Origin of the sequence: Streptomyces incarnatus (assembly GCF_001027185.1) — a bacterium.
Lineage (GTDB): Bacteria > Actinomycetota > Actinomycetes > Streptomycetales > Streptomycetaceae > Streptomyces > Streptomyces puniciscabiei.
Genome location: NZ_CP011497.1, coordinates 2,417,090 through 2,443,752, shown reverse-complemented (window position 1 = coordinate 2,443,752; position 26,663 = coordinate 2,417,090). Strand labels below are relative to the sequence as shown.

General features: G+C 69.1%; 25 protein-coding genes and 1 pseudogene. 22 read left to right on the top strand and 4 right to left on the bottom strand.

The features are described 5' to 3' along the window. Positions 1-13: 13 nt before the first annotated feature. The gene (locus ABB07_RS10695) at positions 14-1,951 is read left to right on the top strand and encodes an acyl-CoA dehydrogenase family protein (protein ID WP_208898506.1); all 1,938 of its coding nucleotides are present in this window, start codon (positions 14-16) and stop codon (positions 1,949-1,951) included. 34 nt (positions 1,952-1,985) lie between these two features. Here the strand turns inward: ABB07_RS10695 and ABB07_RS10690 are convergent, their stop codons facing one another. Continuing rightward, positions 1,986-2,450 (bottom strand): hypothetical protein, encoded by a 465-nt coding sequence (locus ABB07_RS10690; RefSeq protein WP_244189320.1) that lies wholly within the window; start codon positions 2,448-2,450, stop codon positions 1,986-1,988. 230 nt (positions 2,451-2,680) lie between these two features. Between ABB07_RS10690 and dxr the strand changes: the two genes are divergently transcribed. The 17 genes and pseudogenes from dxr (at position 2,681) to ABB07_RS10610 (ending at position 21,667) form a co-directional block, all read left to right on the top strand. Then, on the top strand, positions 2,681-3,952 hold the full coding sequence (dxr, locus tag ABB07_RS10685) for a 1-deoxy-D-xylulose-5-phosphate reductoisomerase (RefSeq protein ID WP_208898504.1): 1,272 nt from the start codon (positions 2,681-2,683) through the stop codon (positions 3,950-3,952). Next, positions 3,949-5,253, top strand: a complete 1,305-nt coding sequence (locus tag ABB07_RS10680; protein ID WP_208898503.1) for a M50 family metallopeptidase — start codon at positions 3,949-3,951, stop codon at positions 5,251-5,253. Before dxr ends, ABB07_RS10680 begins: the two co-directional genes overlap by 4 nt. Before the next feature lie 170 nt (positions 5,254-5,423). Next, positions 5,424-6,581, top strand: a complete 1,158-nt coding sequence (gene ispG, locus ABB07_RS10675; protein WP_208898502.1) for a flavodoxin-dependent (E)-4-hydroxy-3-methylbut-2-enyl-diphosphate synthase — start codon at positions 5,424-5,426, stop codon at positions 6,579-6,581. A gap of 329 nt (positions 6,582-6,910) precedes the next feature. Beyond that, positions 6,911-7,381: pseudogene (locus ABB07_RS40755) on the top strand (helix-turn-helix domain-containing protein); the annotation flags it as partial. Continuing rightward, complete coding sequence (locus ABB07_RS40750; RefSeq protein WP_244189753.1) at positions 7,308-7,502, top strand: DUF397 domain-containing protein; 195 nt, start codon at positions 7,308-7,310, stop codon at positions 7,500-7,502. The pseudogene ABB07_RS40755 and the gene ABB07_RS40750, both read left to right, overlap by 74 nt. A 103-nt stretch (positions 7,503-7,605) precedes the next feature. After that, positions 7,606-7,983, top strand: coding sequence for a WXG100 family type VII secretion target (locus ABB07_RS10665; RefSeq protein WP_208898500.1), 378 nt, complete (start codon positions 7,606-7,608; stop codon positions 7,981-7,983). Next, entirely contained in the window at positions 7,980-12,266 is a 4,287-nt protein-coding gene (locus tag ABB07_RS10660) for a DUF6531 domain-containing protein (RefSeq protein ID WP_244189319.1), read from the top strand. Before ABB07_RS10665 ends, ABB07_RS10660 begins: the two co-directional genes overlap by 4 nt. A 131-nt stretch (positions 12,267-12,397) precedes the next feature. Then, the gene (locus ABB07_RS10655) at positions 12,398-12,685 is read left to right on the top strand and encodes a hypothetical protein (protein WP_208898499.1); all 288 of its coding nucleotides are present in this window, start codon (positions 12,398-12,400) and stop codon (positions 12,683-12,685) included. Positions 12,686-13,239: 554 nt separating this feature from the next. Continuing rightward, positions 13,240-13,809: a hypothetical protein gene (locus tag ABB07_RS40745; RefSeq protein WP_244189318.1), complete on the top strand. Its 570-nt coding sequence runs from the start codon at positions 13,240-13,242 to the stop codon at positions 13,807-13,809. 284 nt (positions 13,810-14,093) lie between these two features. Then, positions 14,094-14,942 carry a GNAT family N-acetyltransferase gene (locus ABB07_RS10645; protein WP_208898498.1) on the top strand — a complete coding sequence of 283 codons (849 nt, stop codon included), beginning with the start codon at positions 14,094-14,096 and terminating at the stop codon, positions 14,940-14,942. Between the two features lie 21 nt (positions 14,943-14,963). After that, positions 14,964-15,494 (top strand): GNAT family N-acetyltransferase, encoded by a 531-nt coding sequence (locus ABB07_RS41980; protein WP_208898497.1) that lies wholly within the window; start codon positions 14,964-14,966, stop codon positions 15,492-15,494. Positions 15,495-15,569: 75 nt separating this feature from the next. After that, positions 15,570-17,273, top strand: coding sequence for a proline--tRNA ligase (locus ABB07_RS10635; RefSeq protein WP_208898496.1), 1,704 nt, complete (start codon positions 15,570-15,572; stop codon positions 17,271-17,273). A gap of 214 nt (positions 17,274-17,487) precedes the next feature. Then, positions 17,488-17,901 (top strand): hypothetical protein, encoded by a 414-nt coding sequence (locus tag ABB07_RS10630; protein WP_208898495.1) that lies wholly within the window; start codon positions 17,488-17,490, stop codon positions 17,899-17,901. A gap of 207 nt (positions 17,902-18,108) precedes the next feature. Next, positions 18,109-18,336 (top strand): hypothetical protein, encoded by a 228-nt coding sequence (locus ABB07_RS10625; RefSeq protein WP_208898494.1) that lies wholly within the window; start codon positions 18,109-18,111, stop codon positions 18,334-18,336. Then, positions 18,337-18,906, top strand: coding sequence for a DUF6879 family protein (locus ABB07_RS10620; RefSeq protein ID WP_208898493.1), 570 nt, complete (start codon positions 18,337-18,339; stop codon positions 18,904-18,906). A gap of 39 nt (positions 18,907-18,945) precedes the next feature. Further along, positions 18,946-21,114 carry an ATP-binding protein gene (locus ABB07_RS10615; RefSeq protein ID WP_208898492.1) on the top strand — a complete coding sequence of 723 codons (2,169 nt, stop codon included), beginning with the start codon at positions 18,946-18,948 and terminating at the stop codon, positions 21,112-21,114. Beyond that, the gene (locus ABB07_RS10610) at positions 21,098-21,667 is read left to right on the top strand and encodes a GNAT family N-acetyltransferase (protein WP_208898491.1); all 570 of its coding nucleotides are present in this window, start codon (positions 21,098-21,100) and stop codon (positions 21,665-21,667) included. The genes ABB07_RS10615 and ABB07_RS10610 overlap by 17 nt, the downstream gene beginning before the upstream one ends. Here ABB07_RS10610 and ABB07_RS10605 read toward each other — a convergent pair. The 3 genes from ABB07_RS10605 to ABB07_RS10595 are packed head-to-tail and all read right to left on the bottom strand — an operon-like array spanning position 21,664 to position 23,632. Next, positions 21,664-22,563, bottom strand: a complete 900-nt coding sequence (locus ABB07_RS10605) for an aminoglycoside phosphotransferase family protein (protein ID WP_208898490.1) — start codon at positions 22,561-22,563, stop codon at positions 21,664-21,666. The genes ABB07_RS10610 and ABB07_RS10605 overlap by 4 nt on opposite strands. Positions 22,564-22,616: 53 nt before the next feature. Continuing rightward, the gene (locus tag ABB07_RS10600) at positions 22,617-23,111 is read right to left on the bottom strand and encodes a ferritin-like domain-containing protein (protein WP_208903377.1); all 495 of its coding nucleotides are present in this window, start codon (positions 23,109-23,111) and stop codon (positions 22,617-22,619) included. 20 nt (positions 23,112-23,131) lie between these two features. Next, positions 23,132-23,632, bottom strand: a complete 501-nt coding sequence (locus ABB07_RS10595) for a hypothetical protein (RefSeq protein ID WP_208898489.1) — start codon at positions 23,630-23,632, stop codon at positions 23,132-23,134. A gap of 273 nt (positions 23,633-23,905) precedes the next feature. On the opposite strand from ABB07_RS10595, the gene rimP reads away from it, so the two are divergent. The 4 genes from rimP to ABB07_RS40730 all read left to right on the top strand — a co-directional run. Beyond that, complete coding sequence (rimP, locus tag ABB07_RS10590) at positions 23,906-24,433, top strand: ribosome maturation factor RimP (RefSeq protein ID WP_208898488.1); 528 nt, start codon at positions 23,906-23,908, stop codon at positions 24,431-24,433. A 2-nt stretch (positions 24,434-24,435) separates the two neighbouring features. Further along, on the top strand, positions 24,436-25,422 hold the full coding sequence (nusA, locus tag ABB07_RS10585) for a transcription termination factor NusA (protein ID WP_208898487.1): 987 nt from the start codon (positions 24,436-24,438) through the stop codon (positions 25,420-25,422). Between the two features lie 152 nt (positions 25,423-25,574). Continuing rightward, a complete protein-coding gene (locus ABB07_RS10580) occupies positions 25,575-25,871 on the top strand; it encodes a YlxR family protein (RefSeq protein ID WP_208898486.1) in 297 nt (98 codons plus the stop codon). Positions 25,872-26,015: 144 nt separating this feature from the next. Beyond that, the coding region (locus ABB07_RS40730; RefSeq protein ID WP_244189317.1) for a translation initiation factor IF-2 N-terminal domain-containing protein at positions 26,016-26,663 on the top strand (648 nt) is incomplete at its 3' end.

Here is a 26,663-nt window from a genome sequence, read left to right as displayed (position 1 = left end):
CGAGGTGAGCCTCATGTCCGCCCCCACCCAGTCACGCACCACCGTCACCGAACGCGAGGCACGCCAGGTGGCGGAGGCCGCCCGGCAGCAGGACTGGCACAAGCCCAGCTTCGCCAAGGAACTGTTCCTCGGGCGCTTCCGGCTCGACCTCATCCACCCCCACCCGCTCCCGGACCCCGAGAGCGTCCAGCGCGGCGAGGAGTTCCTCGCCAAGCTGCGCGCGTTCTGCGAGTCCACGATCGACTCCGCCCGCATCGAGCGCGAGGCCCGCATCCCCGACGAGGTCGTGACCGGCCTGAAGGAACTCGGCGCCCTCGGCATGAAGATCGACCCCAAGTACGGCGGTCTCGGCCTCACCCAGCTCTACTACAACAAGGCCCTCGCCCTGGTCGGCTCCGTGAGCCCCGCCGTCGGCGCGCTGCTCTCCGCCCACCAGTCGATCGGCGTGCCCCAGCCGCTGAAGCTCTTCGGCACCCAGGAGCAGAAGGACGCCTTCCTGCCCCGCTGCGCCCGCACCGACATCTCCGCCTTCCTGCTCACCGAGCCGGACGTCGGCTCCGACCCGGCCCGCCTCGCCACCACGGCCGTACCCGACGGGGACACGTACGTCCTCGACGGGGTGAAGCTGTGGACCACCAACGGGGTGGTCGCCGACCTGCTCGTGGTCATGGCGCGGGTGCCGAAGTCCGAGGGGCACAAGGGCGGCATCACCGCGTTCGTGGTCGAGGCGACCAGCGAGGGCATCACCGTCGAGAACCGCAACGCCTTCATGGGGCTGCGCGGCATCGAGAACGGCGTCACCCGCTTCCACCAGGTGCGGGTCCCGGCCGCCAACCGGATCGGCCCCGAGGGCGCGGGCCTGAAGATCGCCCTGACCACCCTGAACACCGGCCGGCTGTCGCTGCCCGCGATGTGCGCGGGCGCCGGGAAGTGGTGCCTGAAGATCGCCCGCGAGTGGTCGGCGGAGCGCGAGCAGTGGGGCAAGCCGGTCGCGCTGCACGAGGCCGTCGGCTCCAAGATCAGCTACATCGCGGCCACCACCTTCGCCCTGGAGGCCGTCCTCGACCTGTCCTCCCAGATGGCCGACGAGGACCGCAACGACATCCGCATCGAGGCCGCCCTCGCCAAGCTCTACGGCTCCGAGACGGCCTGGCGGATGGCCGACGAACTGGTCCAGATCCGGGGCGGCCGCGGCTACGAGACCGCCGAGTCCCTGAGGGCGCGCGGCGAGCGGGCGGTCCCGGCCGAGCAGATCCTGCGCGACCTGCGCATCAACCGCATCTTCGAGGGCTCCACGGAGATCATGCACCTGCTGATCGCCCGCGAGGCCGTCGACGCCCACCTGTCGGTCGCCGGTGACCTCATCGACCCCGACAAGTCCCTGTCCGACAAGGCGAAGGCGGGCGCGAACGCGGGCGTGTTCTACGCCAAGTGGCTGCCGAAACTGGTCGCCGGACCCGGTCAACTGCCCATGGCGTACGGCGAGTTCAAGCACGAGGTGGATCTGTCCGGGCATCTGCGCTACGTCGAGCGCGCCGCCCGCAAACTGGCCCGCTCCACCTTCTACGCCATGTCCCGCTGGCAGGGCCGGATGGAGACCAAGCAGGGCTTCCTCGGGCGGATCGTGGACATCGGCGCCGAGCTGTTCGCGATGAGCGCGGCCTGCGTCCGGGCCGAACTGCTGCGCAGCCGGGACGAACACGGCCGCGAGGCCTACCAGCTGGCCGACGCCTTCTGCCGGCAGGCCCGCATCCGCGTCGAGGAGCTCTTCGACCGGCTGTGGACCAACACCGACGCTGTCGACCGCACCGTGGTCAAGGGCGTGCTGGGCGGTGCCTACACCTGGCTGGAGGAAGGCGTCGTCGACCCCTCCGGGGACGGCCCGTGGATCGCCGACGCGACCCCCGGACCCGCCACGCGGGAGAGCGAGCGCCGCCCCTTCGGGGACTGAGCCGCCCTCCCGCCGGCCGACCGGGCGCCTGGGGTCAGTTGCCCCAGGTGCCCTGGTTCACGGCGCAGTTCCAGCCCGAGCCGTGCAGGGTGAACTTCAGCTGGTAGCTGCGGGTGTTGAGCAGGTGCGAGGGGATCCTCATCCCCAGGCTCGCCCTGCCCTTGAACGTGCCCGCGTAGACGGACACCGAGGTGGACGAGTTGTGGGTGATCCTGCCGCCGGTGGGCTTGGCCTTGCCGAAGCGGAGGTTCTTGACGTTCGTGACGCTGAAGGTGACCTTCTTGAAGCTCGTGGCCGTCTTGCTCTTGATGCCGAAGTACAGGCCCCCGTTCGTGACCCAGCCGTGCGAGTCGACGTAGAAGCGGCTCGGGTACACGATGTCGATCGGGCAGCCGGTGCTCTGCGGAGCCCGGGTGGCGGCGGCCGCGCCCCCGGCGAAAGCGAGCTGAGTGGCCGCCAGGACACCGGCGGTGGCCAGCGCGGCCGCGGTCGTACGCATGCGGTTCAAGGTGATGTTCCTCCCCCTGTGAATGCGCCCTCGTCAACGGGCGCCACGGGAAGGATGCCATCACCGGCGGGCCGGTTGCGTGCGATTTCAGAAGTATGATCTTCATTACGCCTTCACAACGGGGAATCCGCCCATCGGCGACGAAGCGACGAAGCCCTGCGAGGCACCCGCCCGGGGGACGCCCTGTCCGGACGGCCACCGCTTGCGGCAACAATGGGGGGATGACCGACAGCCACGCCCATCCGGCACCCCTCGCCGATCCGCACCTCGTCTACGACCCCCTCGCGGGCGACAGCCCCAAGGACGTGGTGATCCTCGGCTCCACCGGATCCATCGGCACCCAGGCCATCGACCTCGTGCTGCGCCACCCCGACCGGTTCCGGGTCACCGCCCTGTCCGCGAACGGCGGCCGCGTCGCCCTCCTCGCCGAACAGGCGCACCGGCTGCGGGTGCGGACCGTCGCGGTCGCCCGCGAGGACGCCGTACCGGCCCTGCGCGAGGCGCTTGCCGCCGCGTACGGCCCCGGCGCGCCGCTGCCCGAGATCCTCGCCGGACCGGACGCGGCCACCCAGGTCGCCGCCTCCGCCTGCCACACCGTGCTGAACGGCATCACCGGCTCCATCGGCCTCGCGCCCACCCTCGCCGCCCTGGAGGCCGGCCGCACCCTCGCACTCGCCAACAAGGAGTCCCTGATCGTCGGCGGCCCGCTGGTCAAGGCCCTCGCCAAGCCCGGGCAGATCATCCCGGTCGACTCCGAGCACGCCGCCCTCTTCCAGGCCCTGGCGGCCGGGACGCGGGCCGACGTCCGCAAGCTCGTGGTGACCGCCTCCGGCGGCCCCTTCCGCGGCCGTACCAGGCAGGAACTGGCGCACGTCACCGTCGAGGACGCCCTCGCCCACCCCACCTGGGCGATGGGCCCGGTGATCACGATCAACTCCGCGACCCTCGTCAACAAGGGCCTGGAGGTCATCGAGGCACACCTGCTCTACGACATTCCCTTCGACCGCATTGAGGTGGTCGTGCATCCCCAGTCGTATGTCCACTCGATGGTCGAGTTCACCGACGGATCCACGATCGCCCAGGCGACCCCGCCCGACATGCGCGGGCCCATCGCCATCGGTCTGGGCTGGCCCGAACGCGTCCCCGACGCCGCGCCCGCCTTCGACTGGAGCAAGGCCTCCACCTGGGAGTTCTTCCCGCTGGACAACGAGGCCTTCCCCTCGGTGAACCTCGCCCGGCACGTGGGGCAGCTCGCGGGCACGGCCCCGGCGGTGTTCAATGCGGCCAACGAGGAGTGCGTCGAGGCCTTCCGCAGCGGCGCGCTGCCCTTCAACGGCATCATGGAGACCGTCACCCGGGTGGTCGAGGAGCACGGCACCCCGGTCACGGGAACTTCACTCACCGTGTCGGACGTCCTCGAAGCGGAGACCTGGGCCCGCGCCCGGGCCCGTGAACTCACCGGCACGAAGGCGACCGCGGAGGCGCGTGCATGACGATCTTGATGTTCATCCTCGGCATACTGGTCTTCGCGGTCGGCCTGCTCGTCTCCATCGCGTGGCACGAGCTGGGGCACCTGTCCACGGCCAAGCTCTTCGGCATCCGCGTGCCCCAGTACATGGTCGGCTTCGGCCCGACCGTCTGGTCGCGCAAGAAGGGCGAGACCGAGTACGGCATCAAGGCCGTCCCGCTCGGCGGCTACATCCGCATGATCGGCATGTTCCCGCCCGACGACCAGGGCCGCGTCTCCGCCCGCTCCACCTCCCCGTGGCGCGGCATGATCGAGGACGCCCGCTCGGCCGCCTTCGAGGAGCTCCGGCCCGGCGACGAGACGCGCATGTTCTACACGCGCAAGCCGTGGAAGCGCGTCATCGTCATGTTCGCGGGTCCGTTCATGAACCTGATCCTCGCGATCGCCCTGTTCTTCACGGTCCTGATGGGCTTCGGCGTCCAGCAGCAGACGACCACGGTCGCCTCCGTCTCGCCGTGCGTCATCGCGGAGAGCGAGCACCGCGACAGCTGCAAGAAGTCCGACCCGGCGTCCCCGGCCCAGGCCGCCGGCATGCAGAAGCGCGACAAGATCGTCTCCTTCGACGGCCGTCCGACCAAGGACTGGAACACCCTCTCGGACCTGATCCGGGACAGCGCCGGCAAGACCGTCCCGATCGTCGTCCAGCGCGACGGCAGGCAGGTCACCCTCCACGCCAAGATCGCCACCAACCTGGTCGCCAAGAAGGACTCCAGCGGCCAGTACGTCCAGGGCAAGTACGTCAAGGCCGGCTTCCTCGGCTTCAGCGCCGCCACCGGCGTCGTCCACCAGGACTTCGGCCAGTCCGTGACCTGGATGACCGACCGGGTCGGCGACGCCGTCGACTCCCTCGCCGCCCTGCCCGCCAAGATCCCGGCCCTGTGGGACGCGGCCTTCGGCAACGCACCGCGCCAGCCGGACTCCCCGGTGGGCATCGTCGGCGCGGCCCGCATCACCGGCGACATCGCCACCCTGAACATCCCCGCCTCCCAGCAGGTGGCGATGTTCGTGATGCTCCTCGCCGGCTTCAACCTCTCCCTGTTCCTCTTCAACATGCTCCCGCTCCTCCCCCTCGACGGCGGGCACATCGCGGGCGCCCTGTGGGAGTCCCTCCGCAGGAACGTGGCCCGCGTCCTGCGCCGCCCGGACCCGGGCCCGTTCGACGTGGCGAAGCTGATGCCGGTGGCTTATGTGGTGGCGGGGATCTTTGTCTGCTTCACGGTATTGGTCCTGATTGCGGACGTCGTTAACCCGGTGAAAATCTCGTAGCCATACGACGTTGGGAGCGGCCCGGAACCCTGTGCTCCGGGCCGCCTTCCATCGAGTGGGTTTGCCGGGTGGGATGTGCTCAGGCCAAGGCCCGTGCCGTAATCTCGAAGTCTGGAGCCCGCCCGACGACGGGACCGGACCTTGATCCACGACTTGGGGTTGCACAGCAGATGACTGCGATTTCTCTCGGCATGCCGTCCGTTCCGACCAAGCTCGCCGAGCGCCGGAAGAGCCGGCAGATCCAGGTCGGAAGCGTGGCGGTCGGCGGAGACGCGCCCGTCTCAGTCCAGTCGATGACCACGACCCGTACGTCCGACGTGGGCGCCACCCTCCAGCAGATCGCCGAGCTGACCGCGTCCGGCTGCCAGATCGTCCGTGTGGCCTGCCCCACCCAGGACGACGCCGACGCCCTGGCGACCATCGCGAAGAAGTCCCAGATCCCGGTGATCGCGGACATCCACTTCCAGCCCAAGTACGTCTTCGCCGCCATCGAGGCCGGCTGTGCCGCGGTCCGCGTCAACCCCGGCAACATCAAGCAGTTCGACGACAAGGTCAAGGAGATCGCCAAGGCCGCCAAGGACCACGGCACCCCGATCCGCATCGGCGTCAACGCCGGCTCCCTGGACCGGCGCCTGCTGCAGAAGTACGGCAAGGCGACCCCCGAGGCCCTGGTGGAGTCGGCCCTGTGGGAGGCGTCCCTCTTCGAGGAGCACGACTTCCGGGACATCAAGATCTCCGTCAAGCACAACGACCCGGTCGTCATGATCGAGGCGTACAAGCAGCTCGCGGCCCAGTGTGACTACCCGCTGCACCTCGGCGTGACGGAGGCCGGTCCCGCCTTCCAGGGCACGATCAAGTCGGCGGTGGCCTTCGGCGCGCTGCTCTCCCAGGGCATCGGCGACACGATCCGCGTGTCCCTCTCGGCGCCGCCCGTCGAGGAGGTCAAGGTCGGCCTCCAGATCCTGCAGTCGCTCGGCCTGCGCCAGCGCGGCCTGGAGATCGTCTCCTGCCCGTCCTGCGGCCGCGCCCAGGTCGACGTCTACAAGCTCGCGGAGGAGGTCACAGCCGGCCTGACCGGCATGGAGGTCCCGCTGCGCGTGGCCGTCATGGGCTGCGTGGTGAACGGCCCCGGCGAGGCCCGCGAGGCCGACCTCGGCGTCGCCTCCGGCAACGGCAAGGGCCAGATCTTCGTCAAGGGCGAGGTCATCAAGACCGTCCCCGAGTCCAAGATCGTCGAGACCCTCATCGAGGAGGCCATGAAGCTGGCCGAGAAGATGCAGGACGAGGGCATGGAGTCGGGCGAGCCGTCGGTGTCGGTGGCCGGCTGACCTCGTCGTACTTGTTGCTGAGCCCCGTCACCGCTGGGTGGCGGGGCTCAGCCATACCCCCGCACGCATGTGCCGGGCTGCCGCGGCGTGCCCCCCATGTGTCGGCGAGCCCCTCGACCATCAGCAGCCCGCGGCCGGACTCGTCGGCCGGGCAGCGCATGGCGCATTCGCGGGTGGAGATTTCTGACTTCATGCCGCTTACGCTCACGCACGCTCAGTAACGTTGAACAGCGGCTGCACCTTGACCAACTCGCGTTGTACGAGGGCGGGGTGCCGCTGTCGGCGTGCGCCCCGTGACTCACGGCGGCGCGAGGGTATTGGGGGTGTACGTGAGCGAGGAAGCACAAGCCGAACCTGAAGTACCGGAGCCGGAGGGGGAGTCCGGGGCGGATTCGGTGGTCCCGCTCCTCCTCGGGCGGCTGTTGAAGCGGCTGCGGACACAAGCCGGCTTGGAACGCGCCGACCTCGGTTCCCGTACCGGCTACTCGGCAGCGACCATCGCATCGTTCGAGCAGGGCAGGCGTATTCCGCCAGCGCGGTTCATCATGCGGGCCGATGAGGTGCTGGGTGCGCAGGGGGTGTTGGTCGATTTCATCGAGGAGATGGAGAGGGCGCAGTATCCGGCGTTCTTCCAGGACGCGGCGGCGCTGGAGAAGAAGGCTGTCGCGTTGCACTTCTTCGCCGTGCAGGGCGTACCCGGTCTGCTGCAGACGGAGGATTACGCGCGTGCGGTGTTCACCATGTGGCGGCCGCCCCTGGACGAGGAGGCGATCGAGCAGCGGGTGGCGGCGCGGCTGGCAGGTCGCCACCAGCCCCACCACCATCCATGTACGGGACTCCAAGCAGAACCCCGCTACGGCCCCCACCCTCGCCCTGCCCCCCGCGGCCTGGCAGGCGCTCCTCGAGCTTATGCAATCCTGAACGGATCTTTACCGCCCCTTGATGCCGCTCCCGATTGCGAACTCGTCTTGGCTATTAGGGTCTTCGGGCCGGTGAGCAGACTGACGGGGAGGGACGCGGCACCATGGGTGACCAGGGCGGCAGCGGCGGCGACGGCAAGATACTCGACATCAAGATCGCCGATCTGAAGCAGACGGCTCCGCATTTCCACACGCATAGCCAGGATCTCACCAAGGCGCTGAACAAGCTCAAGACGGCGCTCGCGGCGGCCGGTTCGCCGTGGGGTGACGACAAGCAGGGCAAGGAGTTCCACAAGGTCTACGGCCCGAACGTCACGAAGATCGAGCACGCCGCGACCATCCTCGCGCAGGGCCTCGCCAGCATCGAGGAGGCCATGACGGACATGGCGGACGGCCACATCGACAACGAGCAGCTCGTCCGCTCGATGTTCAGCCGGATCCATGTGCAGGGCCACGGCCAGGGCGGGGGCCAGTCCAAGTGAGCGCGGCCGACAAGGCGAAGCAGATCGTCAAGGACATGACCGGCATGTGGTGGCCGGCGGCCGACGAGGACGGTCTGCGGAATGCCGCCAAGGCCTGGCGGACCTTCGCCGACGACATCGAGGACGTACTGTCCGCGGCGAACAAGACGGCGCGGCACATCATCGAGGACAACAAGGGCGAGGCGATCTCCGCCTTCGACGACCCGTACTGGCGCCGCTACTACTACGACGGGCACGGCTGGCTGAAGGACATGGCCGACGCCGCCCGGGACATGGCCAAGGCGCTGGACAAGTACGCCGACATCGTGCACAAGGCGGTCAAGCGCCTGGAACACGAGCTGGAGATCGTCGGCGCGACCATCGTCGCGGGCACCGCGCTGGCCATCTTCACGGCCGGTATCTCCGAGGGCGCGGCGGCCGCGGCGACGGCGGGCATCGTGGAACTGGCCGGGACCCTGGGCATCGAGGTCTCCACCGAGATCGCCACGATCGCGGGTACGACCCTGGCCACGGCCGCGATCGGCGGCGTCGAGTCGGTCACCGTGGACCTGGCCGTCAGCCAGCCGGTCGCCATCGCCACCGGCGAGAGCAAGGGCTTCAGCCTGGACGAGGCGAGCGACGCGGCGACGTCCGGCATGGTGTTCGGCGGCATGTTCGGCGGGGCCGGAGCCATGGCGAAGGTGGCGGGCGAGGCGGGCGGCTTCGGAGCCCTCTTCGACGGCATCTCGATCCCCGGTGCCCGTGCGCTGCCCAGCGAGCTGGACGGGCTGGGTGACGTGGCCGCGAGCGATGCGCGCAGCACGGCCCGCCAGGCCGCGGGCGAGGACCCGGAGGGCGCGGCGGAGAACCCGGGCAACAAGGTCCAGGACGACAACACCGACCCGGTCGACCTGGTCACCGGCAAGATGTACCTGCCCCAGACCGACATCACCCTGCCCGGCACCCTGCCCCTGGCCTTCACCCGCCGAGTCGAATCCGGGTACCGCCTGGGCCACTGGTTCGGCCCGTCCTGGTCCTCGACGGTCGACCAGCACCTGGCGATCGACGCCGAGGGCGTCATCTTCGTGACGGAGGATGGCCTCCTCCTCACTTATCCCCACCCCGAGCCCGGCGCCCCGACGCTTCCGGCCCACGGCAGCAACCGCTGGCCGTTGGCCCGGGTGGACGGCGGCTACACGATCACGGACCCCCGCTCGGGCCGGGTATGGCACTTCGCCGACCACGGCGAGGACCGCGCGGTCCTGGAACAGATAGACGACCGCAACGGCAACTGGCTGACCTTCGAGTACGACGGACAGGGCACACCGCTCGCGATCGCTTCCTCCGGCGGCTACCGCCTGAAGATCACCACGGAAGGCGACCGGATCACAGCCCTGCACCTGGCAGGCGCGGCCCCCGACGGCACGGATCAGGAGATCAAGCGCTACGCCTACTCACCCGAAGGCCACCTGACGGAGGTCATCAACTCCTCGGGCCTGCCCCTGCGTTTCGCGTACGACGACCGCGCCCGCGTGGTGTCCTGGACGGACACGAACGACCGCAGCTACACGTACGAGTACGACGACCGGGACCGCTGCATCGCCGAGAGCGGCTCCCACGGCCACATGGCCCTGCGTCTGTCGTACGACGAGACGGACCCGGCGACCGGCCACCGCGTCACCACGACGGTGACGGGGGAGGGCCACACCCGCCGCTACCTCATCAACGCAGCCAGCCAGGTCATCACGGAGATCGACCCGCTGGGCGCGGCGACCCACTTCACCCGCGACCGCTACAACCGCCTGCTGTCGCACACCGACCCGCTGGGCCACACGACGACGTTCCACTACGACGACGAGGGCAACCTCGTCTCGGTCATCCGCCCGGACGGCCGCGAGGCGAGGGCGGAGTACAACGACCTGGGCCTGCCGATCAAGGCGACCGGCACGGACGGCAACACCCACCGCGCCAGCTATGACGACCGGGGCAACCGCACATCGGCGACGGACCCCGCGTCCCAGACAACCCGCTTCACCTACACGGAGGCGGGCCACCTGACGTCGGTGACCGACCCCCTGGGCAACACGACCAGGGTGATCTGCGACCGCGCCGGTCTCCCCATCGAGGTCATCGACCCGTTGGGCGCGGTCACCCGCTACACCCGGGACAACTTCGGCCGCCCGATCGCGATCAACGACCCCACCGGCGCCACGACCCACCTGGAATGGACGGTGGAAGGCCACCTGGCCCGCCGCACGGCCCCGGACGGCACGTCGGAGAGCTGGACGTACGACGGCGAAGGCAACTGCACGAGCCACACCGACCCCCTCGGCGGCGTCACCCACTTCGAATACACCCATTTCGACCTCCTGTCGGCCCGCACGGGCCCGGACGGTGTTCGCTACGAATTCGCCCACGACGCGGAACTGCGCCTGACGAAGGTCACGAACCCCCAGGGCCTGACCTGGGAGTACGCCTACGACCCGGCCGGCCGCCTGGTGTCGGAGACGGACTTCGACGACCGCACGCTGACGTACGAGTACGACCCGGCGGGCCGCCTGACCTCACGCCGGAACGTCCTCGGTGAGGTCACGTCCTTCGAGCGCGACACCCTGGGCCGTATCACCACGAAGAACGCAGCAGGCCAGGTCACCACCTACGCCTACGACTTCACTGACCAACTCGCCGAGGCAATGGGCCCGGACGGCACCACACTGAGCCTGCTGCGCGACCGCTACGGCCGCGTGCACTCGGAGACGGTCAACCGCCGCACGGTGACGTACGCCTACGACACCCTGGGCCGCCGCACGGGCCGCACGACACCGACCGGTGCCGTCTCCACGTGGTCGTACGACGCAGCGGGCAACCGCACACAGCTGACGACCAACGGCCGCACGATCGACTTCGCCTACGACGAGGCGGGCCGCGAACTGACCCGCCACATAGCCGAAACGATCACCCTGGCCCACACCTTCGACCCCCTGGGCCGCCTGACCACCCAGTCGGTGACCGGCGCAGAGGGCCGCACGCTGCAAAGCCGGGCCTACACCTACCGCGCCGACGGCAACCTGACCGCCATAGACGACCACCTCTCAGGCACCCGCCGCTTCGACCTGGACGCGACAGGCAGGGTGACAGCTGTCCACGCGGCGGGCTGGACGGAGCGCTACGCCTACGACGAGGCGGGCAACCAGACCGAGGCATTCTGGCCAACGAACCACGCGGGCACGGAGGCAACGGGCCCCCGCGCCTACACGGGCACCCGCATCACCCGAGCCGGCACCGTCCGCTACGAACACGACGCCCTGGGCCGCGTCACCCTTCGCCAGAAGGCCCGCCTGTCGAGGAAACCGGACACCTGGCGCTACGAATGGGACACCGAGGACCGCCTGACCTCGGTGGTGACACCCGACGGCAGCCGGTGGCGCTACACCTACGACCCCCTGGGCCGCCGCACCGCAAAACTCCGCCTCGCTTCGGACGGCGAAACGATCCTGGAGCGGGTGGACTTCACCTGGGACGGCTCAACTCTCTGCGAACAGACCACAACCTCTCCGGACCTCCCCAACCCGGTCACCCTCACCTGGGACCACCAAGGTCTACGCCCCCTCGCCCAGACGGAACGCATCACCGTAGCCGAGGCGCCTCAGGAGGAAATCGACTCCCGCTTCTTCGCCATAGTCACCGACCTGGTCGGCACCCCGAACGAACTCATTGACGAACGGGGCGACATCGCCTGGCGCACCCGAAGCACCCTGTGGGGCACAACTGCGTGGGTGGCAAACAGCACCGCCTACACACCCCTGCGCTTCCTGGGCCAGTACTACGACCCGGAATCCGGCCTCCACTACAACTACTTCCGCACCTATGATCCCGAAACCGCCCGTTACCTCACCCCCGACCCACTCGGACTCGCTCCGGCGCCCAATCCCTCGACGTACGTCGAAAATCCGCACACCTGGTCCGACCCCTTCGGACTTGCTCCGTACCCTCCGCAACAACAAGTTGTCCAGACCCCGGAAGTCGTCGCTCCCAAACCTCTCAAACCACACCAAGTGTTGGACGAGTGGGAGAAATTTTTGGGCGACGGCCCCTATACGAACATCCACCCTCGCACTGGTCTACCGGATCCGGATCGTCTGGTCTCCGCCGACGGCCGGCGTAGTATTCGACTGGGACCACACGAAATGAACAGTAAGCCGACAAAATTCCACTTCCATATGGAAACCTGGACATTCGAAGCGCCCACCAACACGTGGATTGTGGACAACACCATGGTTCGAGTACCACTGGGGCTGAAGTAATGCACATTGAGATTCGGGACTTTTCGCCCGGCGGGCAGAGCGGGGATAGACCCATGGTCGCCTTCAGTAGCGCCTGCGGACGGGCATGGGCCCAGTGGCGTGGGTCCGAGATGCCACGGGTGGGTGCGGCTGTGGATGTCGAGATCGAGATTCCGGATGAGATCGCCCAGTGGGCCATCGTCGACGGACCGGCGGTGGTGGCATCGGACACACCAGGATCCCCGGTCCGGATCAGGGGTGCCGTGGCCGCTGTGGGTGAGGACGCCGTGACGGCTGTCCGGATCGGCGCCGACATCGTTCTCGTGGAGTTCACGGACCCCTTGAACTCCATGCAGCCCGATCAGGCACACAGGCCGGGAGTTGGAGACTTCATCGAAATCACGACACCCCGGATCGAGATTTACCCCTACTCCGTCTGATCTTTTTCATCCTTATTCGGCAGAGGTGAGGGGGCGCCTACGTCGAAGTCGTCGGCCTGGCCAGGCGCACCGCGTGCTATCGGAGCTGGACATCGACGATCTGAGCGAAGTCCTGCGCGGCGTTGTGGAGGGCGTGGGGCAAACGTTGCAGGGTGTGAACGATCACGCGAAGGTGGCCCCCTGACTGAACTGGAAAAACCCAACACGGTCGTTGCGTCGCGGCACACAATGAGCGTGACAAGCAGCTACGCATCCGAGTAGGGCCTCCTCTTGGCAAGATCATTCAGGGATAAATCCTCGTATCCAAGCGTCGGCACCTGGGCCTGGTGACTGTGGCAGATTTCTACCCCGCTCGACAGAGGGCATGGTCCCGTCCGTCAGACGTAGCTCCCGGAAGCTCTGCGGCACGGCAACTGAACCTGCTAGACCAGTTAGCGGACGGGACGTGCACAGCGTCCGGGTTCGCGCATGGCTGGTGGGAGGCGCGGCGTGCTTCGCAAAGGAACGGCGAACGCATCCAGGGTCGGCTCGCAGAACTTTTCGACCGTATTTTTATGCTCCTGGAGGACTACGAAGTCGAACCGGATCTGAGCGAGCCCGGCGACCTGTCCGCCGCGGATCTTTCCATGGCGGTTCGCGACCTCTGGCGCGACTTCTGCCGTTCGGCATTCTCCATCCGGGTCGTCTCCGTCCCGTCGCCCACCGAAGCCGCAGCCGGGGCGGGCGCGGTTGGTCGCATTGCGGCGGGGGGCTTCGGAGAGGATTTTCCCATGGATCTGACGTACTGGGGCGTGGAACGCTATCAGGCCAGCTGGGTCCGGGCGTTGAAGGTTCTCGAAGGAGCGGATGATGCGGTATCGTGCCTCATTTCATCCATCACGGATCCAGCGAACAGCAACTTTGTTTTCTGTTGGCCCCTCTACCGGTCGGGAAGCGTCGTCCACATCCAGAACTCGATCATTTTCCTCGAGGGTATCGCGGAGGATTTCACGCCGGATGAGCCCTGGAATTTCGTGGAACCGCGATCCATGATCAACGAAGACGGGAATGAGATCTCCGAGTGGCAGACGAACATGGATGAAGTCAGGGAGTTCCTGCGATCGGTGCAGTCTTGGGCTGGGTAGCCGGGATACGTGTCGTCCCCGGCCGGCACCACGCTTCCTGTGGCACGCGCCCTGCCCCCCCCACCGGCCTGACCCACTCGGCCCGGATGCAGGGCCAGGAGAGCGCGGGATCCTCCTGCGCGCTCTGGACGACGCCGTCGCGTACTAGGCGGCGAAACCGGAGGTGCGGCGGCAGAAGCCCACCCTGGACGTCGTCCTGCTCGGCCGTTCTCACCCAGAAGCGCTCCACAAAAGCTCGGGGTAAAGTTCCGGGACCAGCAGAACCCCAGGGTGAGGCCCCGCACGTGTTGACCCAGACCACCTCACGGGTGCTCGAACCGAGCGACCTTGACGCCGCGCTCGCCGTCCTCGACCGCGAGCCGGTCGCGAACGCCTTCGTGACCTCGCGGGTCCAGGTCGCGGGCCTCGACCCCTGGCGGCTCGGCGGCGAGATGTGGGGCTGGTACGAGGACGGCATGCTCACGTCCCTGTGCTACGCGGGCGCCAACCTGGTCCCGGTCTGCGCCACCCCGCGTGCCGTCCGCGCCTTCGCGGACCGGGCGAGAAGGGCCGGCCGGCGCTGCTCCTCCATCGTCGGCCCCGCCGGATCCACCGCCGCCCTGTGGCGCCTGCTGGAACCCCACTGGGGCCCCGCCCGCGAGGTCCGACCCCGCCAGCCCCTGATGATCACCGACCGCATGCCCGCCGACATCGCCCCGGACCCGTACGTCCGCCGCGTCCGCAAGGACGAGATGGAGACGATCATGCCGGCCTGCGTGGCGATGTTCACCGAGGAGGTGGGGGTATCCCCGCTGGCGGGTGACGGCGGGCTGCTGTACCAGGCCCGGGTCGCCGAACTCGTCGGCTCCGGCCGCTCCTTCGCCCGCCTCGACGAGCACGGCAGGGTCGTCTTCAAGGCGGAGATCGGCGCGGCGACCAGCCAGGCCTGTCAGATCCAGGGCGTCTGGGTGGCCCCCGAGTACCGGGGGAGGGGCCTGGCGGCCCCCGGCATGGCGGCGGTCCTGCGCTACGCCCTCGCCGACGTGGCCCCGGTCGCCAGCCTGTACGTCAACGACTTCAACACGGCGGCGCGGCGGACGTACCGCAGGGTGGGCTTCCAGGAGGTGGGCGCTTTCATGAGCGTCCTGTTCTGAACCCGCTGTACGCTCCCGGGCATGGACCTCGTGATCGGCTCCCTGGACCTCGCTGCCCGCGTCGACGAGGCCCTGGCCGTCCAGGCCGTAGCCTTCGGGCTGGGTCCCGACGAGGTCGCCGTACGCCGGCAGATCGTCCAGCGGCACATGCAGTTCCCGGGCGCGCGGGCCCTCGGCGCGAGCGTCGGCGGGCAGCTCGTCGGCTTCGTCTACGGCATGCCGAACTCCCGCACCCACTGGTGGTCCACCGTCGTGGAACCGTACCTGCGCGCGGCCGGCAACGACTTCTGGCTGGACGACTCCTTCGTGATCACGGAGCTGCACGTCCACCCCGACCACCAGAACCGGGGCATCGGCCGCCGCCTGATCACCACCATCACGGACTCCGCGACCGAACCCCGCTCGATCCTCTCCGCGATCGACACCGACAGCCCCGCCCGGGGCCTGTACTTCTCCCTCGGGTACGTCGACCTCGCCCGCCAGGTCCACTTCCCGAGCGCGCCCCGGCCGTACGCCGTGATGGGCGCCCCGCTTCCGCTGCGCAGGCGCTAACCGATTTCCGCCCGCACAGGCGGCCCGGCTAACCTCCTGTGCCATCACCTAATACCCGGCAGGAGTATGAGAGCCATGGCGAACGCACCGGTCCAGCGCATGTCCCAGTTGATGGCGAAGACGCTGCGCGACGACCCGGCGGATGCCGAGGTCCTCAGCCACAAGCTCCTCGTCCGCGCCGGCTACGTCCGCCGCACGGCCGCCGGCATCTGGAGCTGGCTGCCCCTCGGCATGAAGGTCCTCTCCAACGTGGAGCGGATCGTGCGCGAGGAGATGGACGCCATCGGCGCCCAGGAGGTCTCGCTGCCCGCCCTGCTGCCGCGCGAGCCCTACGAGGCGACCGGCCGCTGGGACGAGTACGGCCAGGAGCTGTTCCGGCTCAAGGACCGCAAGGGCGGCGACTACCTCCTCGGGCCCACCCACGAGGAGATCTTCACCCTGCTGGTCAAGGACCAGTGCACGTCCTACAAGGACCTGCCGGTGATCCTGTACCAGATCCAGACCAAGTTCCGGGACGAGGCCCGCCCCCGCGCCGGCATCCTGCGCGGCCGCGAGTTCCTGATGAAGGACTCGTACTCCTTCGACCTGGAGGACGAGGGGCTCGCGAAGTCGTACGCCCTGCACCGCGCGGCCTACCAGCGCGTCTTCGAGCGCCTCGGCCTGGACTACCGGATCTGCGCGGCCACCGCCGGCGCCATGGGCGGCTCGAAGTCGGAGGAGTTCCTGGCCCCGGCCGAGGCCGGCGAGGACACCTTCGCGGACTGCCCGAACTGCGACTTCGCCGCCAACACGGAGGCGATCACGTACGAGCTGAAGGCGGTCGACGGCTCGGCCGTGCCCGCGCTGGAGGAGATCCCCACCCCCGACACCCCGACCATCGAGACCCTGGCCGCCTCCCTCGGCGTCCCGGCCTCCGCCACGCTGAAGAACCTGCTGGTGAAGGTGGACGGCGAGATCGTCGCCGTCGGCGTCCCCGGTGACCGCGAGGTCGACCTGGGCAAGGTCGAGGCGCACTTCGCCCCGGCCGCCGTCGAGATGGTCACCGAGGCGGACTTCGCCGGCCGTCCCGACCTGGTCCGCGGCTACGTCGGCCCGCAGGGCCTGGGCGAGAAGGTCAAGTACCTCGCCGACCCGCGCGTGGCCCCCGGCACCTCCTGGATCACCGGGGCCAACAAGGAGCACACGCACGCGAAGAACGTCGTCGCCGGCCGTGACTTCGAGGTCGACGCGTACGTGGACGTGGTCGTGGTCCAGGAGGGCGACCCCTGCCCGAAGTGCGGCACCGGCCTGAAGCTGGACCGCGCCATCGAGATCGGCCACATCTTCCAGCTCGGCCGGAAGTACACCGACGCCCTCAAGCTCGACGTCCTCGGCCAGAACGGCAAGCCGGTCCGCGTCACCATGGGCTCCTACGGCATCGGCGTCTCCCGCGCGGTCGCGGCCATCGCCGAGCAGAGCGCCGACGACAAGGGCCTGGTGTGGCCCAAGGAGGTCGCCCCGGCCGACGTGCACGTGGTCGCCGCCGGCAAGGCCCTGCAGACCGAGCTGGCCCTCGACGTCTCCGAGAAGCTGCGCGCCGCCGGCCTCCGGGTCCTCGTCGACGACCGGGCCGGTGTCTCCCCGGGCGTGAAGTTCACCGACGCCGAGCTGATCGGCGTCCCGCAGATCCTGGTCGCCGGCCGCCGCTCCGGCGAGGGCGTCCTGGAGCTGAAGGACCGCAGGACCGGCGAGCGCGAGGAACTGACGGTCGAGGACGCGATCGCCCGCCTGACGGCATAGCAGGCCTGGCGTGACCGGGGCTCGCGGTGGGCCCCGGTCACGCGGGGTGCCGCCACCTCGGGCGACCGGCAAGGTCACCGTCCCAGAGGGCGTCTTTTGGCGCATAAGCGGGGTGACCGCGCGGCGGCGGGTTGACGGGTTCACGGGAGCGCGAGACACCACCTCTACGAAGTGCTATACAACCCATACGGTGTGTAGCGGGAGGGGGGCCGGGGTGGATCCGATATCAGCAGGGCTGCTCGTGGCGCTGGCGAGCGGGGCCGGAGGCGCCGCCGGCACGGAAGTCTGGGCAGCCCTCAGCGGGTTGGTGCGCCGGCCGTTCCGGCGTGCCGATCGGGCGATGCCCGCAGAGCCGGCTCCGGGCCTGCGCGAACTGGAAGCGCTCGAGGGCGATCCCCGCAACACGGTCCAGGCGCAGGTGCTCGCGGACGTGCTGCGACAACGAGCAGCCTACGACTCGGATTTCGCCGACTCCCTCGCCGCATGGCTGGAGCTGGCCAACAAGCTGCCGGCCGCGGTGGGAGACGTCCACAACACCGTCAGCGGTGGTTCACAGGGGAATGTCCTTCAAGCGCGAGACCTGCATGGCCCTGTCACGTTCGGGACTCCTCCTGCGCAAGAAGCCTGAATCGAAATTAACTGCTGCATCAGAGCTCACCCGAAAGCCACTTCTGGAACCTGTGCATGCTTTCATGCAATCAGGTTCCGCGGGGGCGGAGAATTAAATAAGCCAAAGTCGATTGAGCGGCCGGCTTGGCTGCGTCAGCCTTGACGGGTTGTACGTTTCGTCTCTAGCCTTACGCAAACCGAGGTCGTCATCCAGAAGGGGGCAAAAATGAAGCTCACCAAGCTGTACAAAGACCAGGGCTCAGGCGGAAATGGATGTCCTACGGTCTACCTCGGCGAGTCGGGCGAGCTTGTCGTGCAAGGGTACACAGTGGACAGTGTGACATTCGGGGAACTGGAGAACGTCCTCCCGGGAGAAGGCGCCGTTCGAATCGCCCCTGAGATCGTGGCCGGTGCAATGGAGCAGTACTACAGTCAGCACAGTGAGGGGCGGTAGGTGGGGCGCAAGTTCTACTCCTTGGCGGATGAGGAATTCAACCGCCTCTTCACTGAATTCAGGTTCACGGCGTACCGTCTGGAGTCCCTTCAGCGGTACGACGTGTCCTACGAGCAGGATGAGTTCGCACGCTTCCTCTCGGGCGAAGCCAGGGGTGAGTTCCCCGGTATCGCAGAATGGATCGACGGCACTGTCGCGAAGGCGGCGGCGGCCGGAAAGGCCATGAGCCGGGTCCACGTGGTGGAACTCCCGCTGTCGGACTACGTCCGCTTCGAATGTGCCTGGGCGTACGAGCACACGGTCGAGGCCGGAGAAGATGTGCGGATCCTCCCTGTGCCGAAGCAGGAGTGGCCGTCGGAGCTGCCGCACTACGACTACTGGCTCTTCGACTCGACGCAGCTGGTGGCCATGTACTACGAGGAGGACGGAAGCTTTTCGGCCGCTGAAATCATCGACGACCCCCAGCGGATCGTCGAGGCGAATTACTGGCGCGATGCGGCTCAGGCGTCCGCGATCCCCTATCGGGAATTCGCGCGCAAGTACCCGGATGAACTTCGCGTCTCGGGCTGAACGACTGCGCAACGCCATTCGGGACCGGGGGAAAGGCGTATGGCCGACGAGCCGAAATCTGTCTCGAATGAGTTCTCGGGCGGAGAGAGCGGCATAGTGGTTCAAGCTGGGACCGTGCACGGTGGCGTCCACGTGCACGGTCCCAGCCACTCTTTCCCGCCGCCCCGTCAACTCCCCTACGGCGTGCCAGGATTCGTCAACCGCGCGCGGGAGCTGACCGTGCTGGACACCCTGTACCCAGAGGCCTCCGAGGACTCCGACGATTCGCCGGCCGTCGTGACGGCGATCACCGGAGGGCCGGGCGTGGGGAAGACCGCGTTGGCACTGCACTGGGCGCACAGGATCCGTCGGCGCTTCGCCGACGGTGACCTGTACATCGACATGCGCGGCTACAACAGCGGCCACGCGCTGGGGCCCGACCAGGCCCTGGACTGCTTTCTGCGAGGCTTGGGCGTGGAGGCGGACCGCATCCCGATCGACGAGCAGGAGCGCGCCGGGTTGTTCCGCTCGCTGATCTACGGGAAGAGAATCCTCATCTTCATCGACAATGTTTCGTCGGTGAAGCAGATCAGACAGGTGATACCTGCCTCGCGCTCCAGTCTCGTGCTGATCACCAGCCGAAGCAGGCTGTCCGGCCTGGTGGCGCGGGAGGGAGCGGCACGTGTGACTCTGGATGTACTGTCACCCCAGGAGTCGGTGCACCTCCTGCGCGAAGTGATCGGCCCTGCACGGGTCGATGCGGAGCCCGAGGCCGCCCGCCGAGTGGCTCAGCTCTGCGGGTGCCTCCCGCTGGCGCTGCGTGTGGTGGGTGAACGAGCGGCCGCCCGCCCGCTGCTCTCCCTGACCGAACTCGTGGACGAGCTGATTCAGGAGCAGGACTTTCTCGACGCCCTGGCCGACCGAGAAGACGAGCTCAGCGATGTGCGGGCCGTCTTCTCCTGGTCCTACCGAGCCCTCCCGGAGCAGACGCGGACGGCTTTTCGTCTGCTGGGACTGCACGAGGGGAAGTTTCTCTGCAGCGGCTCCTCCGCAGCGCTGCTGGCAGTTGCCCCAGCGGTCGCTCGTCGCAGGATCGGCGAACTCGCCGACGCGCATCTGCTGCATGAGATCGCCAGGGACCGGTACCGCATGCACGACCTGCTTCGCGCCTATGCACTGGAGCGGCTGGCCGACGAACTGCCACAGGCGGAAAGAACCCGCGCGGTTCGTCGAATCCTGACCTGGTACCTGCTCAGTGCCGATGCGGGACGAAGAGCGATCCTGCCGCACTCTCACGCCATCCCCCTGGTGCCGGCGGGTGAGGTGCCGGAGGTCGAGCGCTTCCATGAGGCCGCCGCGGCAATGCAGTGGTTCGAGGCGGAGCGTGACAATTTACTCTCCGCACTGAGACAGGCAGTCAAGTGGGGACAATATGACATCGCCTGGATGCTGCCAGTGGCTGCCGACGGATTCTTCGAGCTCGGCTCACACTGGGCGGACTGGAAATATATCCACGAGCTCGGACTGGATGCCGCCCGACTGGTCGGCAGCCGCTTGGGGGAAGCGTCGAACCTGCTCTGTCTGGGAGATGTGGGCTGGCGGTCGGGAGCGTACGACACTGCTGCCGAGGACTATCGCCAGGCAGCGGAAATCAGTCGTGACATCGATGATGCCTGGTTACTGGGATTTTCACTGCGCGGTCTGGGGCTCGTGGCGATCGAGCAAAGGGAATCCGGAGCTCGGGAGCACTTCGAAGCCGCGCTCACCGTGTTCCGGGTGCATGGCATCAGTCGGGGCGAGGGGATGAGCCTGCTGAGCCTCGCAGAATGTGCTCGCTCCCGCAATGAATTCTCTGAGGCCGTTGCGCTCTGTCGACAGGCCATTGAAATCTTCCGTTCGATCGACGACAGATGGAGCGAAGCCTGGGGGGCGCTACCGCTTGCCGCGAGCATGAGCGAGGTCGGTGATTTCCAAGATGCCGAGGATCACCTGGTGCGGGCTCTGGAGACCTTCCGGGAGTTCACGGACCGGCGAAGTGAGGCGTCAGCGCTCACCCGGCTGGGGGACGTGTTCGCAGCGCGTGGCGAACCGACGGCCGCCTGCGAGTTCTGGGCGCAAGCCGCAGTGATTTACGAGGAGCTTGGCGACGCGCTTTCCGAGGAACTCCGGGAACGAGCCGCAAGCGCCTCGGACGCATCGAACGGAGGCGAAGATGACGGACGCTCGTGAGGCTGTCTTCGAAGGCGGCGGCCGGGAGGTGGCCGCGGCCTGGTTCCACCAGATCTGCACGATCCACGACACGGTGTTCTCCGTCGCGCCGTTCGCGTGGGTGCCAGAAATGTCGCAGGGCCACCAAAGAGAACTCGAGAGTCTGATGGCTGTGCCGGGTTTCAGTGCGGTCGTCGCGAAGCAGGCGGGTTCTCTCGTCGGTTATGCCTACGGCCATCCACTCGCCGTCGATCACGGATGGTGGCGCGACTTCACCCACCCGCTTCCCGCCGATCTCGTGCGTGAGTGGGAGGGCCGGACCTTCGGTGTCATCAGCCTCGGTGTCCTCGCCGCGTGGCGTGGTCGTGGCATCGGCAAGCGCCTGATGGGAGAACTCCTGCGGGACCGCAAGGAGCAGCGCGGAGTCCTCTCCGTGCAACCGACCGCCCTGTCCACGCAAAGCGTCTACCGGCATCTGGGATGGCACAGAGTCGGCAGAAAGGGCCCCCTGCACGGGGTCACGCCGCCGTACTGGGACATCTACGTCCGCGAACTCAACGGCGAACCGGCCTAGAGCCAGCTCGCGAACTCCAGCAGGAGCTCCGCGTCCTTCTCGCGGCCGACGCGCCGGGCCCGTACGCCTGATTCCACGGCCCGGAACAGCGTCCACCCCCGCAACCGCTCCTGGTCCACCTCGAGGGACTCGGCGAGCCGTTTGATGCGCCGCCGCGTCGTCGCCGCACCCGACGGTGCCGCGATCAGGTCCTCCACCCGGTCCCGTACCAGCCGCGCCAGGTCGAAGGCGCTCTCGCCGACCACCGGGTCGGGACCCACCGCGAGCCACGGCATCCGCTCCCCGGCGAGCACCTTGCTCTGCCGGAACGTGCCGTGCAGCAAGAGGTGTTCGGGCGGCGCGGCCAGCAGCTCCGCGCGGGCCGCGAGCGCCGCGTCCACCAGGGGCGCCGCCTCGGAGTCGGTGCCGGTGCTCGCCCGCATCGCCGCGGCCTGCCGCCCGGTGCGCTCGGCGACGGTCTCGAAGGTGTGACCGGCCGGCGGCTCGACCCACAGCCGCCGCAGCGTGCCCGCCGCCTCCAGCAGCGCCTTCGCCTCCGGCAGCGACCGCACCGACACATCCGGGTGCAGCCGCTCCAGCAGCAGCACACCGTCCTCCGCGTCGGCTTCCAGCAGTTGTACGGTGCCCAGCCCGCCCCAGCGCGCCAGCGCCGCCCGCTCGCTCTCCGGACGCGCCCGGGGCGGGGCCAGCTTCAGCACGGCCGGGGTGCCATCGGCCCGCCGCACCAGCACCACCAGGCTGCTGCGCCCGCCCGGCACCTGAACCCGCTCCACGGTCAACTCGCGCCTGGCAACGGCTCGTTCGGCGGCCGCGGGCAGCTGAGCGAGCCAGTCGTCCCCGGCCGGTGCCGTCTCACCGAGCGCCCGTACCAGGCGCGGCGGCGGTTCGAAAGCCATGCGCGAGTCGTTTCCTTCCGGTCCAGGTCCTGTCGTAGGGGCGCCTCATGCGGTCACGGGGATACCGAGGCGGGGGCCGACGGTGTCGTACCGGCCGCGCCGGTCCCCTCGCCGGAGGACCGCTCGGCGAGCCCAGGGAAGGCTACGCTCTCCCCGCTCCAGCGCACCGCGCGCACCGCGGCCTCCCGCAGCGCGGCGGCGGCCGCCCCGCGCCGCGCGCCCGTCGCGGCCCGCACCAGGTCCGCGTAGACGCCCGCGATCCGCTCCTCCAGCCGGGCGGCGAGCCGCACGGCGCCGGCCGGGTCGTGCACCGGGAACGGCAGCGCGTACGCCGCGTTCGCCGCGACCGGCTGCCCGCCCAGGTCGCGGACCTCGCGGATCAGCGCGTCCCGGCGCGCCCGGTGGGCGTCGTACGCCGCCCGCGCCTCGGTCCGGCGCGCCGCGCCGATCATGCCGCCGACGACACCGTAGCCGTACACCGCCGCGTGCTCCGCCGCCAGCGCCGCCTGCAGCGCGGTCAGCTCGCCCTGCTCCGTCCCGTCGCTCACGTCCTGCTTCGTCCCGTCGCTCACTTCGCCCCCTCAGTCAGCAGGTACGCGTGCGTGGCCCCCGCCGCGGCCACCGACGCCAGCAGCCGGGCCAGTTCGCCCGGCACCTCCAGCAGGGCCCCCGCGCGCCGGTCGGCGAGGGCGCGCTCGGCGGCAGCCAGACCGGCGAGGGCGTCCTTCTCGGTGGCCGGGACGCTCGCCTGGGCGGAGGGGGAGGCCGAGGACTTCGCGGGCGCGGGCGTCGTACCCTCCGTGAACGCCCCGACATGGGCCGCCACCTGCGCGCGCAGCGGGCCCAGCCGCGTCGCCAGGCCGGGGTGCGCGGCGAGCACGGCGTCGTACCGCGCCACCAGCCCCTGGCTGTCGCGGGCCGCACGCGCGCGTGCCCGCTCCGCCGCCGAGGAGCCGCCACCAGAGGTCGGATCGGCCGTGCAGCCCACCAGCAGGGCCGCGCCGGCGGCCGAGGCGAGCAGGGATCTTCTACGCGGCCCCGAGGGGCGCAGGGGTGGGGGGTATGGCACGGCTGACGTCCTCGGGGGCCTCGTACGAACACACGGGCGGGAGGGCAGCCCGCCGTGATCACGTTACCCGCGTATCCGCGCGCCTCGTATCACCGGCTCAGTGGACCGACAAAAGGGGCGCGGGGAACTGCGCGAGTACCTCCCACAGCCCGCAGCCGCCAACGCACGACGGCCCCGGGCTCTCCTGCGAACTGCCGACCGCCGGAGGCGATACCCTTTGACCAGACACGCGACCCATCCCACAACAGCACACGCGGCCGAGGAGTCACCCGGATGAGCACCACCCAGAGCGAGAGGCTGCGAGAGCTGCTGGAACCGCTCGTCACCTCCCAGGGGCTGGATCTCGAAGAGATCGCCGTGGACTCGGTCGGACGAAAGCGTGTGCTGCGCGTGGTCGTCGACTCCGACACCGGAGCGGATCTGGACGCCATCGCCGATGTGAGCCGTGCGCTCTCGGCGAAGCTCGACGAGACCAACGCGATGGGCGACGCGGCGTACGACCTGGAGGTCGGAACCCCCGGCGCGGAGCGCCTCCTCACCGAGCACCGGCACTTCGTGCGTGCCACCGGCCGGCTCGTGAGGTTCCAGCTGACCGAGGGCGGCGAGCTCGTCGCCAGGATCCTGGACGTCGACGACGAGGGCCTCGGCCTCGAGGTGCCCGGGGTGAAGGGCCGTAAGGCCACCACCCGCAGGCTCGGCTTCCCGGAGATCGCCAGGGCGCGCGTGCAGGTCGAGTTCAACCGCAAGGAAGACAGGGCCGACAAGGCCGAGAAGGACATGAAGGAAGAGGAGGAGGCGTAGCCGTGGACATCGACATGAGCGCCCTGCGGGGCTTGGTCAGGGAGAAGGAGATCTCCTTCGACCTGCTGGTCGAGGCGATCGAGTCGGCCCTCCTCATCGCCTACCACCGCACCGAGGGAAGCCGCCGACACGCGCGCGTGGAGCTCAACCGGGAGACCGGGCATGTGACCGTGTGGGCGAAGGAGGACCCCGAGGACCTCGAAGAGGGGCAGGAGCCGCGCGAGTTCGACGACACCCCGTCGGGCTTCGGGCGCATCGCCGCCACCACCGCCAAGCAGGTCATCCTGCAGCGGCTGCGGGACGCCGAGGACGACGCGACGCTCGGCGAGTACGCCGGCCGCGAGGGCGACATCGTCACCGGCGTGGTCCAGCAGGGCCGCGACCCGAAGAACGTGCTGGTCGACATCGGCAAGCTGGAGGCCATCCTGCCGGTGCAGGAGCAGGTGCCGGGCGAGACCTACCCGCACGGCATGCGCCTGCGGTCGTACGTCGTCCGCGTGGCCAAGGGCGTGCGCGGACCGTCGGTCACCCTCTCGCGTACGCACCCCAACCTGGTGAAGAAGCTCTTCGCCCTGGAGGTGCCGGAGATCGCGGACGGCTCGGTGGAGATCGCCGCGATCGCCCGTGAGGCCGGTCACCGCACCAAGATCGCCGTACGGTCCACCCGTTCGGGCCTGAACGCCAAGGGCGCCTGCATCGGCCCCATGGGCGGCCGGGTGCGCAATGTGATGGGCGAGCTGAACGGCGAGAAGATCGACATCGTCGACTGGTCGGACGACCCGGCCGAGATGGTGGCGAACGCCCTGTCACCCGCTCGGGTGAGCAAGGTCGAGGTCGTCGACCTGGCCGCCCGCTCCGCCCGGGTGACCGTGCCGGACTACCAGCTGTCGCTCGCGATCGGCAAGGAGGGCCAGAACGCCCGCCTCGCCGCCCGCCTGACCGGCTGGCGGATCGACATCCGGCCCGACACCGAACATGTGGCCGAGTAACAACCTGGTAACGCCTGGTGACGTCGAGTGACCGTCGACCGGCCGGGCGGCCTGGGGAATAGATCCAAGCCGCAGGTCGCTTGGTTTACGACAACAGCCGTTCGATCTTTGCCCCAAAGGGGTGAGGTCGGTGCGGGGAGGTAGACTTAACCGTGTCTGGCCGGACGCACGCCGGAGCATGCCCTGAACGCACCTGTGTGGGGTGCCGGAAGCGGGCGGCCAAGAACGATCTACTGCGGATCGTGAAGATCGAGGACGCATGCGCCCCCGATCCGCGCGGTACGCTGCCCGGCCGGGGTGCCTATGTACACCCCGCCCTGGTCTGTCTCGACCAGGCGGTACGCCGCCGGGCGTTCCCGCGGGCACTGCGCGCCCCGGGGCCGCTCGACACAAAGGCGTTGCGCCGATACGTCGAGCAGACAACAGTTGCCGAGCAGGCAACACCGTAAGACGCGCCGCACGGAACCCCGTGCGGCCTGGTACCTCGCGAGTCGAAAGCAGGTCGAGATTGCGATGAGCACTCGATGAGTACGCGATGAGTACGCCCATGAACTAGCGACGGTCCGGCTTCACCCGGACCTCAAAGGAGCGAAGTGGCTAAGGTCCGGGTCTACGAACTCGCCAAGGAGTTCGGCGTTGAGAGCAAGGTCGTCATGGCCAAGCTCCAGGAGCTCGGTGAATTCGTCCGTTCGGCGTCTTCGACCATCGAAGCGCCCGTAGTACGCAAGCTGACCGACGCCTTCCAGGGCGGTGGCACCGGCAAGTCCGCCGCGAAGCCCGCCCCGCGCAAGGCTGCCCCCAGGCCCGCCGCGCCCTCTCCGGCGCAGGCGGCTCGTCCTGCTGCCCCGGCCCCGAGGCCGGCAGCCCCCAAGCCCCCGACGGCCCCGGCGCCCGCTGCCCAGCAGCCCGCCGCACCGTCGGCCCCCTCGGCGCCCGCGCCGGGCCCGCGTCCGGTGCCGGGTCCGAAGCCCGCGCCGCGTCCGGCTCCGGCCGCCCCGGAGTTCACCGCTCCGCCGGCCGCCCAGGCCCCGCAGGCTCCGGCCGCGCAGGGTCCGCGTCCCGGCGCCCGTCCGGGTGCCCCGAAGCCCGGCGGTGCCCGTCCGGGCGCTCCCGGTCAGGGCCAGGCCCGTCCGGGCCAGGGTGGCCCGCGTGCCGGTGGCCAGGCCCCGCGTCCGGGTGCCCGTCCGGCCGGTCCGCGTCCGGGCAACAACCCCTTCACCTCCGGTGGCTCCACCGGCATG